Source organism: Mesorhizobium sp. BHscii (genome assembly GCF_053848065.1).
This window is the reverse complement of record NZ_JBSPKW010000008.1, coordinates 16,934-31,534: the sequence shown is the minus strand read 5'-3', so window position 1 is coordinate 31,534 and position 14,601 is coordinate 16,934. Positions and strand designations below refer to the sequence as shown.

The window sequence follows — 14,601 nt, the reverse complement described above, 5'->3', positions numbered from 1 at the left end:
ATGACCCACCGTATTCTGATCCTCGGCGGAACCACCGAAGCCCGGCAACTGGCGGGAAAGCTGGTCGCGCGCAACGATGTGTCGCTCACGCTGTCGCTGGCCGGCCGCACCGAAAATCCTGTCGCGCAAGACGTGCCCACCCGTACGGGTGGTTTCGGTGGTGCCGCCGGGCTGGCGGCATATCTGCGCGAGACCCACATCGACCTGCTGATCGACGCCACGCATCCCTATGCGGCGCAAATCTCCGCCAATGCCACGGAAGCGGCGCATGAGGCCGGCGTGCCGATCATTGCGCTCAGGCGCCCGGGCTGGGAGCCTGCCGAAGGCGACCGGTGGACGCTGGTCGACAGTGTTGCCAGCGCGGTGACGGCGCTGGGGTCGGCTCCACGCCACGTTTTCCTGGCGCTCGGGCGGCAGGAGGTCGCCGCTTTTGAGGCCGCACCCCAACATCACTATCTTATCCGCAGCGTCGATCCGGTCGAGCCAAGGCTCGCTGTGCCCGATGCGACCTATCTCTTGGCGCGCGGGCCGTTCCGGGAAGCCGACGAACGTGCACTGCTTCTGGAACACCGCATCGACGTCGTCGTTTCCAAGAACAGCGGCGGCGAGGCGACCTACGGCAAGATCGCCGCAGCGCGGGCGCTCGGCATCGAGGTGGTCATGATCCGTAGGTCGACGCTGCCGGATGTCCCGTCGGCGGAAACCGTCGAAGCGCTTGCCGCGATGGTCGATCATTTTCTGGTCAGTCATTTTCTTGGGCCCGCCGCCGAACGCGGCGTGTAGACCAGCGCCGGTTTTTCGCCGCGCTTGATGATCCTGGTTTCCGGCGAGCCGATGATGATGCAGGTCGCCATGTCGGCCTTTTCCGCATCGGCTTCCGCCAGCAAAAACACCTCGATGCGCTCGTCGGGACGGCCGGCGGCGCGACCGAAGACGACCGGCGTGGTGCCGGGCAAGATCGCCGTGAGGCATTCGAAGGCGCGGCCAAGCTGCCAGGGGCGCGCCTTGCTGATCGGATTGTAGAGCGCGATGACGAAGCCGGCGCCCGCCGCCGCCAGCAGCCGCAGCTCGATCAGGTCCCAGGGTTTTAGATTGTCCGACAACGAGATGGCGCAGAAATCATGGCCGAGCGGTGCACCGATGCGGGCAGCGACCGCGAGCATTGCGGTGATACCCGGCAGCATCGCGACGTCAACGGCACGCCATTCGGCCGGGCCGGCCTCGATCGCCTCGCAGACGGCCGCTGCCATGGCAAAGACGCCGGGGTCGCCGCCCGAGACGACGGCGACAGCGTGGCCCTGCGCAGCCTTTACCAGCGCGTCCCTGGCGCGGGACAGCTCCTCGCGATTGTCCGAGGCGACGCGGGTCTGGTCGGGGCGCAGATCGAGCCGGTCGAGATAGGGCTTGTAGCCGTAGAAGAATTTTGCCTCGGCGACGGCGCGGCTTGCCTCCGGCGTCACCTGGTCGGCATTGCCTGGTCCGAGGCCGATGACCGTCAGGCGGCCGCTCATGTTTCGGCTCCCAATGCGGCGGGCCGGCCTGACCAGCCGGCCACCAGCACGATGGCGAAGTAGGGCGCCTTGTCGTCCTGCTTGTCGGCCAGCCGCATCGAAACGCCGCCCCGCATGGTGCCGCGCTCGACATAGACGGCACGCGCCAGCTTGTCGGTCGCTTCCAGTGCACGCCTGATCTTGGGCAGGTTACGGCCGACCTTCATGATGACGGCGGCATCGGTGTCGGCCAGGCGGCGGGTCAGCTCGAATTCGCTCATCGTGCCCGGCAGCACGGTCAATACATCGTCGCCCTGGACGATCGGCGTTCCGGTCGCCGACCAGCAGCCGGACATGGCGGTGACGCCGGGAATGACCTCGGTCGGGAAGCGGTGCGCCAGCCTGACATGCAGATGCATGTAGGAGCCGTAGAACAGCGGGTCGCCTTCCGAAAGCACCGCGACCGTCCTGCCGGCGCTGAGGTGCTCGGCGATTTTTTCGGCCGACTCTTCGTAGAAATCCGTTATCTGCAACCGGTAATCGCTGTGCTCCTTGTCGATTTCGGTGGTCACGGGATAGAGCAGCGGCAACTCTATCAAATCGGGACGAAAATGCGCGCCGACGACGGCACGCGCATTGCTGTTGTTGCCGCGCTTGGCGAAATGCGCGACCACATCGGCTTCGGCCAGCGCGCGCACGGCCTTGAGCGTCAGCAGTTCGGGGTCGCCGGGACCGGTGCCGACGCCGACAAGCCTGCCTTTTGCAATCGCGTTCACAGACCCGGCCTCGCCAGTGCGTTGAGTGCGGCGGCCGTCATGGCGCTGCCGCCAAGCCTGCCGCGCACGATCGCGTAGGGCACGCCATAGGAATTCTCGGCCAGCGCATCCTTCGATTCGGCAGCACCGACGAAACCGACCGGCATGCCGATTATAACAGCCGGTTTCGGCGCGCCGTCGCGCAATCTTTCCAGCAGGTAGAAAAGTGCTGTCGGCGCATTGCCGATGGCGACGACCGAACCGGCCATGCGTTCGCCCCACAGGTCTATGGCTGCAGCGGAGCGGGTGTTGCCGATCTTTTTCGCGACGTCAGACGTTTGCGGGTCGCGCAGCGTGCAGATCACCTCGTTACCGGCCGGCAACCGGGCGCGGGTGACACCGTGCGAGACCATCTCCGCGTCGCAGAAGATCGGCGCGCCACCCGCCAAAGCCGTGCGTGCGGCGGCGACGAAATCGCTGGAAAAAACAAAGTGCCTGCTGGCCTCGACCTGGCCGCAGGCATGGATCATGCGGATGGCAACATCGGCCTCGGCATCGGAAAAGCGCGACAGGTCGGCCTCGGCGCGAATGATGGCGAAGGAGCGCTCATAGATGGCCGTGCCGTCATGGATATAGTCGTAGGCGGCCATGTTTATTCCTGTCGATAGAGTTCGGCGACACCGGCCGCGCCAAGCCTTGTCAGGCAGGCGGCGGTGGTATCGCCTCGAAGTCGTGCTTCGCGGATCGCTGCCGCAATGCGGCCAACGCCGCGCGCGGCGTCATAGCCTGGCCTGTATCCGGCAGGAAGGGCCTTTGCCGTCCCGTCCACGACAAGACCGGCTCCGTTTTCGCCGCCGATCAGCGTCAGCGCCGCCGGGCCGGGATGCGCGCAGCCCTTGGCGCAGCCGGAAATATGAAGCGTGAGCGAGGAATCGAGGATGTCGCGGTTTTCCGCAGCGATGGTCTCGGCGATGTCGCGCGTTGCGATCCGGCCGGAGGCGCAGGCTGGCGCACCAGGGCAAGCGGCGATCCTGGTGCGCGGATCAGCAGCGTCGGTGACGAAGCCGAGGGTGGCGGCGGCATCTCTCAGGGAAGAGCAGCCGGACAACTGAAGACCAAGGAACAGCAGCGCGCGGCCCGGCGCCAGGCGAACTTCGATGGCGCCAAGGGCGAGGGCCTGTTGTATGAGGTCGATGAGTTTTTGCGCCGGCATGCTGCCGAAGGGCAGGCCGATGCAGAGGGCGGTTGCATCACCGCCGAGAGGGAATAGGCCGATTGGCGAAGGAGCTGGCGCAGCCGTGAGAGGAAGGCATTCCTTCGCGAGCGCGAAGGAATGCCAACTGGCGAGAGATGTTAGCTGCCTCTCCGACAAATCCCTTGCATGGGCTTCACGGCCTTTTTCGGCAACCATTCTTAGAATCGCGACGGCGATATCACGGGCCGCATCTTCCTCGACCATGACGAGCGGCGTCGCATTCTGCCTGTCGCCGGCAACGGCTACCAGCCACTGGACACCCGCATCAATCCGCATCGCAGCCAGCCTGACATCGGCCGAAACCGCATCCATGGTCAGCCGCCCGCCGCCATCGACAATGACCGAAACCTTCGGCCCGAGGCGCTGTCCCAGCCCGGCGTCCTCGATTGCCGCCCGAATCCGCTCCGCCAGCGGGCGCGGATCGGCGATCTCTTCGGGATCGAGCCCCGCAAGCGGCCCGGTCTCGACCGGCACGCCGGTGCGTACGGCGATACCCGTTGCATCGACCTCCACCGCCAGCAGCCGGGCGCTTGCCGGCGTCAGGCCGCGTATCTGCAGGCTACCACGTGCGGTCACTTCCATGATGCCGTTGCCATGCCGCAAGGCGGATTCACCGAGTCCGAGCAAGGACTTCGGCGAGAGTCCTCCGGCGACCGGATTGAGCCGCACCAGACGCCCGTCGCCGGTCTGCATCGGCGCGGACAAAGCGGGGCAGGCACCGCGACGTGAGAAGGCGTTCATGCGGCCACCCCCAGCGCCTGGGCCTCTGCGATCAGTGCGGCGAGGTCGTCATCGATGGAATTGCGTAGCGGATGCCAGAGACCGCGCCGCCGCGCCGACAGAAACCGCTCGGCGATCACCTTCGCGGCGGAAGGGTTCTCGCGCAAGATGAAGGCGCGAACCACGGGATCGCCGAGATAGGCGTCGTGCACGACCTCGATCAGCGTGCCCGATATGGCATGGGTGGTCTCAGCGAAGCCGACCAGCCGGTCGACCGTCTCGGCGAATTCCGAAGCACCACGCGGCCCGTGCCGCATCTGGCCTGATATGAAGCGCGGGTTGACCGCGCGGGCGCGAACTACCCGAGATACGGCTTCTCCAACCGAACGCGGCTTCGGCTTTTGCGGATCCGTGGTGTCGAGGACGATCACGTCGGCATTCTTGCCGAGTGCCGCAAGCGCCGCCGAAAAACCGCCGATGAAGGCGACGTCGGCCGAGCCTTCCAAAATATCGCGGCCGGGATCATCTCCCGTATGGACGAGAAGGTCGGCCTCGGCGACACGATCCTCGAACGCGCCGGGCGCCGAGATACCTTCGCCGTCGGCGCCGCCATAGGCATGCGAGGTGGCGTCGAGATAGGCGCGACCGATCTCTTCGCGCGCGGCCCAGTCGCCGCTCGACAGCAAATCCTCGCCGCCGGCGCCGTAGGTGCCGGGCGAGGTGCCGAAAATGCGCGGGCTGATCTTCCCCTCGGCGCGGGTCTTGGCCGCGAGCGGGTTTTCCGAAGCGCCCTCGTCGCGGGCGGCGACGGCGCTGGCGGCAGCATCGATCAGCGCGATCTGGGTCGGGAACATATCACGAAACAGGCCTGATATGCGCCAGGTGACATCGACGCGCGGGCGGCCAAGCGTTGCCGGCGGCAGCACCTCGATGCCGGTGACGCGGCCGGTGGCAGAGTCCCATTGCGGCCGGCAGCCCATCAGCGCCAGGCCTTGCGCGATCTCCTCGCCGCCGGTGCGCAGCGAGGCCGAGCCCCAGAGGTCGATGACCAGCGAGCGCGGCCAGTCGCCATGCGATTGCATGTAGCTGCGCAAGACCTCGTCGGACGCCACCCTGCCGAGATCGAAGGATGTCGGCGTCGGCATGTTGCGTGGATCTGATGTGAACAGATTGCGGCCGGTCGGCAGCACATCGCGCCGGCCACGCGCCGGTGCCCCGGCCGGACCGGCAGCGACATGGCGGCCGTCGAGCACTGCGATGACTGCCGCCTTCTCGGCCGCCGCACTTTGCTCGCGCAGCGGATCGGTCTCACCCTCGGCTGAGCGGCCATAGATGTGAAGGCCGTCCTTGATAGCAAAATCCTTGAGGTCGCAGAGCCAGGCGTCGATGCGGCGCAGCGCCTCGTCGGGCGCGTCGGTTCCGGCGACGCCGGCTTCGGAGGCGAGGCCGGTCTTTTGTGCGGTTTCGACGATCAGTTTCGCCAGGCGATCGCGGCGGCGGCGGTCGAGCCCGTCGGCCTGGGCGTATTCGTCGACCAGCCGTTCAAGCTGGTGCTGGTTCTCATCGAGCCCGGCGCCGGTCAGCGGCGGCGGTAAATGGCCGAGGGTGACGGCGGCAATGCGCCGCTTGGCCTGTGCTGCCTCTCCCGGGTTGGAGACGATGAACGGATAGACGACGGGCAGGGGGCCAGTGACGATCTCGGGGAAGCAGTTTTCGCTGAGTGCAACTGTCTTGCCTGGCAGCCATTCCAGCGTGCCATGGGCGCCGACATGGATGAGGGCATGGACGCCGACTGTCTTGCGCAGCCAGAGGCCAAAGGCGATCAGCGCATGACGCGGCGGCAATGTCGGGTCGTGGTAGTCGGCGCGGCGGTCGAGTGAGCGCCCACGGTCAGGCGCGAGCGCCACGGTGATGTTGCCGAAGCTGGCGGCGCGGAAGGGGAAATTTGCGGTGGTGGGCGCTTGAACACCCCCCTCTGTCCTGCCGGGCATGTCCGGCAGGACAGAGGGGGGTGCGTCGCACAAACCTGTCTCATCTGCCGCATTCCCCCACGCGGCCGTCACGGCAGCTATTGCCTCAGCCGGCAATTCCGCCGAAAGGTCGAGATAGTCCCCTAGTCCCAATCCACCTTCGCTGCGCTCCAGTTCATCCAGCAACTCACGCGGCGTTTGCGGAATCCCTTCAACGGCGTAGCCCTGTTCGCTCAGGTCGTGCAGCATTGCCAGCACGCTGGACGGCACGTCGAGGCCGACGGCGTAGCCGGTGCGGCCGGGTGCGCTCGGATAGTCGGGGATCAGGATGGCGAGCTTGCGTTCCGCGCGCGGCGTGCGCTGCAGGCGGATGAAGGCTTGGACACGGTTCGCCACCTGCGCGACGCGGTCCGGCTCCGGCCGGTTGGCGAAGGCGCGGAAGGCCAGTGCCGGGTCGGTTTCGCTCTCGCCTTTGAAGGAAATGGCGCCGGCCAGAATGCGGCCGTCGAGCTCCGGCAATACGATATGCATGGCGAGGTCGGCGGGCGCCAGCCCGCGCTGATTGTTTTGCCAGATGTCACGACGAGTCGTCGCGACGATGACCTGGAAGACCGGCACGCCGGCGCGGTCGAACAGGGTTTCGACGCCGGGCTCGGCGCCGGAGGCGAAAGCCGTCGCGGTGATGATCGCGGCAGGGTTCAGCGCTGCGAGCGCGGTTTCGACGAAGGCGAGCGATGCTGGGTCCTTGAGGCTGGAGACGAAGATGGGGACGGGGGCCATTCCGCGCGCGCTCAGCGCCTCAAAAAGAGCGTCGATGGGCGCGACATCGGCGGCGAGCAGCATCGAGCGATAGAACAGGATGGGAATGACAGGCGCGGCGTATCCCTCCCCCTCGAGGGGAGGGTGGCCCGCAGGGCCGGGTGGGGTCGTTGCGGCAGTGCGCGACGTTTCTTTCTGTCGAAGCGCTTCAGGGTGTCGGCGCACTTCAGAGCGGACCCCACCCCCGGCCTGCGGCCGGACCCTCCCCTCAAGGGGGAGGGGGACGACACCGCGTCCCGGCTCATAATAGCCCGCCTTCGGCACGCTGACCGGCTCCGCGACCGCCATGTCCGATCCCGCCAGCCGGGCCAGCCTCTGCACCAGCGCCGTCATGTTGGCCGGGCCGCCCTCGCGAAAATAATTGAGCAGTCCGTCGAGCTCTTCGCGGGGCAGCGTCGAGCATTCGATCAGCCGCAGATCCTCGTCGTGGCTCTCGCCGGGCAGCAGCGCCAGTTTTATGCCGCGTGCGCGGGCGGTCGAGGCAAGCTGGTCGCAGCCATAGCGCCACCAGTCATAGCCGCCGAGAATGCGAACCAAAATAACCCTGGCGTGGCGGGCGACGCTGTCGATCCAGAGGTCGACGGACATGGGATGGCGCAGGTCGCGTAAAGCCGCAAGGCGCATCGACGGCAGGCGATCCGCATCTGTTTTCCACGCCGCCGCCAGCCCGGCCAGATCGCTGTCGGTGAAGGACAGCGCCACGACATCCGCAGGCGTCTGCCTGAGATCAACGGGCTCGGCGAGATCGTCGAGCGAGGCGGATGTTGTGGTGAGTATGTGCATCGCGGCTCGTGCCTGGGGTCAGCCGGCGAGGATACGCTCGATGGCCGGGCGGTTCAGCCCTTTCAGACCGATGACGACGAGACGCGAACGGCGGTCGTCCTCAGCGGTCCAGGCGCGGTCGTAATAGTGATTGACGCGCGGACCGACAGCCTGCAGCAACAGCCGCATCGGCTTGCCGCCGACGTCGACGAAACCCTTGACGCGCAGCACGTTCTCTTCCTCCGCCGCCGTGGCGACACGCAAAGCCAGCTCATCGGGATTGGCGATCGACGGAATGTTGATGACGAAGGAATCGAAGTCGTCATGCTCGTGGTCGAGTTCGTCGTCGTGGTGGGTCTTGCGGTTCTCGATGTCGTCCTCGACGGCAAGGCCGAGGCCGAGCAGCACAGACGGATCGACCTTACCTTGCGAGGTCGGCACGATCTTGACGGCGCGCGCGGTGTGCTCGCCGATGATGGCATTGGCGCGGGCCGAACCGGCGGCGTCCATCAAGTCGCTCTTCGACAATATGATCAGGTCGGCGCAAGCGAGTTGGTCCTCGAACACCTCCTCGACCGGGTCGTCGTGGTCGAGCGTCTCGTCCTGCGCGCGCTGCGCCTGCAGGGCGTCCATGTCGTTGGCGACGCGGCCTTCGGCCAGCGCCGGTCCGTCGACCACGGCGACGACGCCGTCCACGGTCACCCGGCTCTTCACCGACGGCCACTGGAAGGCCTGGACCAGCGGCTTGGGCAGAGCCAGCCCAGAGGTTTCGATCAGGATATGGTCGACCTTCGGCGTCAGCGACAGGATCTGGTCGAGCGCCGGGACAAAGTCGTCGGCGACGGTGCAGCAGATGCAGCCATTGGCCAGCTCGACGATATTCTCCTCGGGGCAGGTGTCGATGCCGCATCCCTTGAGGATCTCGCCGTCGATGCCGATGTCGCCGAACTCGTTGACGATGATGGCCAGCCGCTTGCCCCCGGCGTTTTCGAGCAGATGGCGGATCAGCGTCGTCTTGCCGGCGCCGAGGAAGCCGGTGACGACGGTGCAGGGCACGCGGGAAACGGAAGCGGTCATGTCAGGTCCTTCAAAAGGTCGAGGGGAGGGATGCGGGCGACGAGGCCGCGCTTCAGACTATCGGGGCGGCCGCGCCATGGAATGAGACCGTCCGTCGAGGTGGCGAAGAGCTTTGCGCCAGTGACGAGATCGGCGCCGCTGGTCGCGGTCAGGTCGCCGAAGACATAGCTCCAGCAGCCGTCGCGCAGGATCGCGGCGCTCAGCCGGCGCTTGCAGTTGCCGAGGCATTCGACGCTGCGGATACGGACATTTTCGCCGGAAGCGGCTCGGCGCGTGTCTTCGGCCAACAATTCGCCGGCGCGGGGATGGGCGTCGGAGCCGGTCTCGTCACGGCAGGAGGCGCAGACAATCACCGTGATGCCGGCCAGGGGATCACTATCGGGCAATACGTCCGCTGTCTCAGCCGAAAAACTGCTGTCGCGTTCCAAATCAGGCTCCTTGCCCGGAAAACCCGCCAGGCGATCGGATTCTTATGTCCTAGACGGCAGGTCTCCTGGCTCGCGGGTCATCGCCTTGGTGCCGCCTTCCCGGGACCGTCCCAGTGGTTTTCGGCCTTGGCTCGTCGCTTACAGTTGCGGGGACAGCCGCGGATTTGAAATCGGAATTTCGCACCGCATTCCCTCTTGGCTCCTCCCTTTGCCGAGAGGAGACCGTCTGGATTGGATTTAGGCCTGTGGGTATGGGCCTGTCAACGCGTGACTGCTATGCTCGTCTTCCAACTGTTCTCCCGCCCCGCCCTCCGGCAGTGCCAGGATAACTTGCCGGATTGCTTGGTAGCCATCGCCGTAGTCCCAATCCTGACGGACAGCCAGATTTTCGCCTTCTGGCCAAACCTCGTTGTCCAGAAGAACCTCAGCGCTAATAAGCGTTCCATTCAAGCCTGCCAGAAAGGTCCGCACAAAATGACTGCCGGGGGGCACGGAAGCCGTGAACAGCTTTTCCAACTGGGCATAGAATGCCGGGTACCCCCGGGTCAGTGAGCACAGCTCCGTAGTAGCTTGGGAGATGACCGGTCCGCCATAGATTTTCCAACTGACATTGTTTCGCCAGAACTTCCAACTGGCACGGTTTCGCCGCCAAATTTCGACTTCGGCCTGCATGTTGTCGCAGACATGATCAGCTAGTCCCTCGATGACCACATGGAATACGCCACCGAGAAATTTTGCAAACGCCTGATTCAATGCTTGTTCGCGCGTGTCGCCGAAGCCTGCAAAGGATTCAATGACCGGCTGAGTATTAAGCAACGCCGAGAAAACGTAGATTTCCAGGACCAGCCGATGGTCAGGGCCTTGATGGTCCTTGTCGAATACCTCCGCCTCGAAGCGAAGGTGCTTTGACTGGATCGTGACATCCTGCTGCCCGCGTATCGCGTTCATTCCATGCGCAATCAGCGCATCGTAGATCAAGTCGAGAACTTTGTGCGATGGCATTGCACGACCTACGGAGCTTCCCAAGTGTCTATGGCAGACGCCGTCAAGATTGGCCATCTGTCAAACTGGCCAGTGCGGGGCCCAAATCGCCGGCCGGAGTCACGTCGATGCGCTCCAATCCCAGCCAACCCTGCATCAGCTTCAACTCCTCGAAGAGTTCGGCGGCGGTTTTCGGCGGGGCGCCGGGCTCGGCATAGGCGGCATGGACGCGCAGCACGCCGGCGGGGCGGTCGGCCTTGAGGTCGATGCGCGCCACGATCCTTTCGCCGAGCAGGAACGGCAGCACATAATAGCCGTACTGGCGCTTTTCGACGGGGGTGTAGATCTCGATGCGATAGCGGAAGTCGAACAGTCTTTCCGTGCGCGACCGCTCGAAGACGACCGGATCGAACGGAGCGAGCAGCGCGCGTGCCTCGATCTTGCGCGGAAAACGGGCGTCCTTGTAAAGATAGGCAGGCTTGTCCCAGCCTTCGACGCGTACGGGCAAAAGATCGCCGGCGTCGACCAGTTCCTCAATCCGGCCCTTGATGTCGGCTGGAGAGAGGCGGAAATAATCGCGCAGGTCGCCCGCCGTCGCGACCCCGTGGGCGCGGGCGGAAATGCGCAGCAATTCGCGGTGCGCATCCTCAGGGGAGGGCACTGGCAGGGCAAGTATCGCAGGCGGCAGCACTCGCTCCGGCAGATCGTAGCGCCGCTCGAAGCCACGACGCGACGCCGTGGTAATGCGGCCAGCCCAGAACAGCCATTCGAAAGCGTGCTTGGCATCGCTCCAGCCCCACCAGCCGCCCGAGCCTTTCTGGCCTTCCAAGGCGGAAGCGGCGATCGGGCCGCGTTGAACGACCTCGCGATAGATGTCTTCAATGTAGGCGGCGCGTTCGCGGCCCCACTTGGCCAGCCCGTTATACATTTCCTCGCCGCGCTCGGCCCGCTCCATGCGCCAGCGCATCAGTGGATAGGTCTCGACCGGCAGAAAGGAGGCTTCATGCGCCCAATATTCGAAGACTTTGCGCTTGCGCGTCACGGCGGCGTTGTCGAGCAGCGCAAGCGGGTAGGGGCCAAGCCGCGAATAGAGCGGCATATAGTGAGCACGCACCACCGCACTGACGGAATCGATCTGCAGCAGGCCGGTGCGGGCAAGGACGCGGGCCAGATGGCGGCGATCAGGCGTGCTGTTAGGGCGAGGATCGGCAAACCCCTGTGCGGCAAGCGCGATGCGCCGGGCCATGGCGAGCGAGATTTTTTCCTTCATGCAGACGGCACTCTGTTGGCGTTCGACCCAAGGTTTGGACGATGATTCCGCGCCATGCTAGCAGGGTTTTCGCGGCATCTATGTCAGGAGAGAAAACTGGAGTAAAAGTCGAAAGAAATCAAACAGGAGCGGATCGGACCAGTTTATCCGGATATGCCGTCCAGGCACCGTGTTTTGAACAAGGTTTGACTTGCTTCGCCGAAAGCGCTGCGCTAACCCTCGCCGCGTTGCAGCATAGAGCCTCCTAAAACGGTTCAGTGGTTAAACTGTCACGCTTCCGCAAGTGGGTCCGGTGCTGTAATCAGAGTGGATTGGCCGCCAACGGAAAGCTGCAGCATGAACGCATTGTTGAGTTCGTACCTGCCCATCGTCCTGTTCATCGGCGTGGCGCTGGTCGTCGGCCTGGCGCTGCTTGCCGCCCCCTTCCTGGTGGCCTTCCGCAACCCAGATCCGGAAAAGCTTTCCGCCTATGAGTGCGGCTTCAATTCGTTCGACGACGCCCGCATGAAGTTCGACATCCGCTTCTACCTGGTGTCAATCCTGTTCATCATCTTCGATCTGGAAGTGGCCTTCCTGTTCCCGTGGGCCGTGTCTTTCAGCCAGATCGGCATGCTCGGTTTCTGGTCGATGATGGTGTTTCTGGCGGTGCTGACCATCGGCTTTGCCTATGAATGGAAGAAAGGAGCGCTGGAATGGGATTGAGCGACAATTCCGGCACGCTCGTCGCGCCGAAGCCGAAGGGCATTCTCGACCCCAGCACCGGGAAGCCGGTGGGGGCGAATGATCCATTCTTCCTCGAGATCAATAACGAACTGGCCGACAAGGGTTTTCTCGTCACCTCCACCGAGGCGCTGATCACCTGGGCGCGCAGCGGCTCGCTGATGTTCATGACCTTTGGTCTCGCCTGTTGCGCGGTCGAAATGATCCACACGTCGATGCCGCGCTATGACTCGGAGAGGTTCGGTGTTGCTCCTCGCGCGTCTCCGCGCCAGTCCGACATCATGATCGTCGCCGGCACGCTGACCAACAAGATGGCGCCGGCGCTGCGCAAGGTCTACGACCAGATGCCGGAGCCGCGCTACGTCATCTCGATGGGCTCCTGCGCCAATGGCGGCGGCTACTATCATTATTCCTATTCGGTGGTGCGCGGCTGCGACCGCGTCGTGCCGGTCGACATCTACGTGCCCGGCTGCCCGCCGAGTGCGGAAGCGCTGCTTTACGGCATTCTTCTCCTGCAGAAGAAGATCCGCCGCTCCGGCACGATCGAACGGTGAGCGGCATGAGCCAGTCCTTGAGTGAACTCTCGACCTATCTCGGAGAGAAGCTGAACGGCCGGATCGGCGAGGCGGTGCTTGCCTATGGCGAACTCACCATCTTGGTCGAGCCGCACGATCTGATCGAGGTGATAACCTTCCTGCGCGACGATCAAAAATGCCAGTTCATTTCGATCATCGATGTGTGCGGCGCCGATTATCCGTCGCGGGCCAAGCGCTTCGACGTCGTCTATCATCTGCTGTCGCCGAAGCAGAATGTTCGTATCCGGCTGAAGGTGCAGGCGGACGAAGAGACGATGGTGCCATCGATCACCGGTGTGTTTCCGGGCGCCGACTGGTTCGAACGCGAAACCTACGATCTCTATGGCGTGCTGTTTTCGGGCCATCCCGATCTCAGGCGGATTCTGACCGATTACGGCTTCGAGGGTCATCCGCTGCGCAAGGATTTTCCGCTGACCGGTTTCGTTGAGGTGCGCTACGACGACGAGGCCAAGCGGGTCATCTACGAGCCGGTGGAATTGAAGCAGGAATTCCGCAATTTCGATTTTCTGTCTCCGTGGGAAGGTACGGATTACGTGCTCCCGGGGGATGAGAAGGCAAAGCAGTAAATGGCTGAAACCTCCGTTCGCAACTTCAACATCAATTTCGGCCCGCAGCATCCGGCGGCGCATGGCGTTTTGCGCCTCGTGCTGGAGCTTGATGGCGAAGTCGTGGATCGCGTCGATCCGCATATCGGGCTGTTGCATCGCGGCACTGAAAAGCTGATCGAAGCCAAAACCTATCTGCAGGCGGTGCCATATCTCGACCGGCTCGACTATTGCGCGCCGATGAACCAGGAGCATGCCTTCGCGCTTGCCGCCGAGCGACTGCTCGGCATCGAAGTGCCGAAGCGCGGCCAGCTGATCCGCGTGCTTTATTGCGAGATCGGCCGCATTATGTCGCACATCCTCAATGTGACGACGCAGGCGATGGATGTCGGCGCGCTGACGCCGCCCTTGTGGGGCTTCGTCGAGCGCGAAAAACTCATGGTATTCTATGAGCGGGCCAGCGGTTCGCGCATGCATGCAGCCTATTTTCGACCCGGCGGCGTCCACCAGGACCTGCCGCAGCAGCTGGTCGAGGATATCGGCAACTGGATCGACCCGTTCCTGAAATCGCTCGACGATCTCGACGCACTGCTCACCGGCAACCGCATCTTCAAGCAGCGCAATGTCGACATCGGCACCGTCTCGCTGGCCGACGCCTGGGCGTGGGGCTTTTCGGGCGTCATGGTGCGCGGCTCCGGCGTCGCCTGGGATCTGCGCAAGTCGCAGCCTTACGAATGCTATGCCGAGATGGATTTCGACATTCCGATCGGCAAGAACGGCGACTGTTTCGACCGTTATCTCGTGCGCATGGAAGAGATGCGCCAGTCGGCGAAGATCATGCGCCAATGTGTCGACCTGCTGCTCGGCAAAGAAGGCACGGGGCCGGTGTCAAACCTCGACGGCAAGGTGGTGCCGCCAAAGCGCGCGGCGATGAAGCGCTCGATGGAAGCGCTGATCCATCACTTCAAGCTCTACACCGAGGGCTACCGCGTGCCGGCGGGCGAGGTCTATGCGGCCGTTGAAGCGCCGAAGGGCGAGTTCGGCGTTTACCTGGTCTCGGACGGCACCAACAAACCCTATCGCTGCAAGCTGCGCGCGCCAGGCTTTGCCCATCTGCAGGCCATGGACTTTTTGTGCCGCGGCCACATGCTGGCCGACGTCACCGCCGTGTTGGGTTCACTCGATATCGTCTTCGGGGAGGTTGACCGCTAGC

General features: G+C 64.3%; 14 protein-coding genes and 1 riboswitch. Of the genes, 5 read left to right on the top strand and 9 right to left on the bottom strand.

Annotated features, from left to right (window positions below):
* A complete protein-coding gene (locus ACWTU7_RS13410) occupies nt 1-783 on the top strand; it encodes a cobalt-precorrin-6A reductase (RefSeq protein WP_455841390.1) in 783 nt (260 codons plus the stop codon).
* Here the strand turns inward: ACWTU7_RS13410 and ACWTU7_RS13405 are convergent.
* The 9 genes from ACWTU7_RS13405 to ACWTU7_RS13365 form a co-directional block, all read right to left on the bottom strand.
* Nucleotides 747-1,511, bottom strand: a complete 765-nt coding sequence (locus ACWTU7_RS13405) for a precorrin-3B C(17)-methyltransferase (protein ID WP_029352074.1) — start codon at nt 1,509-1,511, stop codon at nt 747-749. The genes ACWTU7_RS13410 and ACWTU7_RS13405 overlap by 37 nt on opposite strands.
* Nucleotides 1,508-2,266 (bottom strand): precorrin-2 C(20)-methyltransferase, encoded by a 759-nt coding sequence (locus ACWTU7_RS13400; RefSeq protein ID WP_455841377.1) that lies wholly within the window; start codon nt 2,264-2,266, stop codon nt 1,508-1,510. Before ACWTU7_RS13400 ends, ACWTU7_RS13405 begins: the two co-directional genes overlap by 4 nt.
* Nucleotides 2,263-2,895 (bottom strand): precorrin-8X methylmutase, encoded by a 633-nt coding sequence (locus tag ACWTU7_RS13395; RefSeq protein ID WP_029352070.1) that lies wholly within the window; start codon nt 2,893-2,895, stop codon nt 2,263-2,265. Before ACWTU7_RS13395 ends, ACWTU7_RS13400 begins: the two co-directional genes overlap by 4 nt.
* Nucleotides 2,896-2,897: 2 nt before the next feature.
* The gene (gene cobG, locus ACWTU7_RS13390; protein WP_455841376.1) at nt 2,898-4,241 is read right to left on the bottom strand and encodes a precorrin-3B synthase; all 1,344 of its coding nucleotides are present in this window, start codon (nt 4,239-4,241) and stop codon (nt 2,898-2,900) included.
* Entirely contained in the window at nt 4,238-7,792 is a 3,555-nt protein-coding gene (cobN, locus tag ACWTU7_RS13385) for a cobaltochelatase subunit CobN (RefSeq protein WP_455841375.1), read from the bottom strand. The genes cobG and cobN overlap by 4 nt, the downstream gene beginning before the upstream one ends.
* A gap of 18 nt (nt 7,793-7,810) precedes the next feature.
* A complete protein-coding gene (cobW, locus tag ACWTU7_RS13380; protein WP_455841374.1) occupies nt 7,811-8,848 on the bottom strand; it encodes a cobalamin biosynthesis protein CobW in 1,038 nt (345 codons plus the stop codon).
* Nucleotides 8,845-9,276, bottom strand: a complete 432-nt coding sequence (locus tag ACWTU7_RS13375; RefSeq protein ID WP_455841373.1) for a DUF1636 family protein — start codon at nt 9,274-9,276, stop codon at nt 8,845-8,847. The genes cobW and ACWTU7_RS13375 overlap by 4 nt, the downstream gene beginning before the upstream one ends.
* A gap of 38 nt (nt 9,277-9,314) precedes the next feature.
* A riboswitch (cobalamin riboswitch) is annotated at nt 9,315-9,518 on the bottom strand.
* Nucleotides 9,514-10,278, bottom strand: a complete 765-nt coding sequence (locus ACWTU7_RS13370) for a DUF6348 family protein (RefSeq protein WP_455841372.1) — start codon at nt 10,276-10,278, stop codon at nt 9,514-9,516. Its footprint overlaps the riboswitch before it by 5 nt.
* A 43-nt stretch (nt 10,279-10,321) precedes the next feature.
* Nucleotides 10,322-11,527, bottom strand: coding sequence for a winged helix-turn-helix domain-containing protein (locus tag ACWTU7_RS13365; RefSeq protein ID WP_455841371.1), 1,206 nt, complete (start codon nt 11,525-11,527; stop codon nt 10,322-10,324).
* A gap of 336 nt (nt 11,528-11,863) precedes the next feature.
* Between ACWTU7_RS13365 and ACWTU7_RS13360 the strand changes: the two genes are divergently transcribed.
* Genes ACWTU7_RS13360 through ACWTU7_RS13345 form a run of 4 tightly spaced genes read left to right on the top strand, consistent with a single transcriptional unit; the run spans nt 11,864 to nt 14,600 of the window.
* The gene (locus ACWTU7_RS13360; RefSeq protein ID WP_029352062.1) at nt 11,864-12,229 is read left to right on the top strand and encodes an NADH-quinone oxidoreductase subunit A; all 366 of its coding nucleotides are present in this window, start codon (nt 11,864-11,866) and stop codon (nt 12,227-12,229) included.
* Nucleotides 12,220-12,801 carry a NuoB/complex I 20 kDa subunit family protein gene (locus ACWTU7_RS13355; RefSeq protein WP_455841370.1) on the top strand — a complete coding sequence of 194 codons (582 nt, stop codon included), beginning with the start codon at nt 12,220-12,222 and terminating at the stop codon, nt 12,799-12,801. Before ACWTU7_RS13360 ends, ACWTU7_RS13355 begins: the two co-directional genes overlap by 10 nt.
* Nucleotides 12,802-12,806: 5 nt before the next feature.
* Nucleotides 12,807-13,409 (top strand): NADH-quinone oxidoreductase subunit C, encoded by a 603-nt coding sequence (locus ACWTU7_RS13350; RefSeq protein WP_455841369.1) that lies wholly within the window; start codon nt 12,807-12,809, stop codon nt 13,407-13,409.
* Nucleotides 13,410-14,600 carry an NADH-quinone oxidoreductase subunit D gene (locus ACWTU7_RS13345; RefSeq protein ID WP_095494650.1) on the top strand — a complete coding sequence of 397 codons (1,191 nt, stop codon included), beginning with the start codon at nt 13,410-13,412 and terminating at the stop codon, nt 14,598-14,600.
* The last annotated feature ends 1 nt before the right edge of the window (nt 14,601 follow it).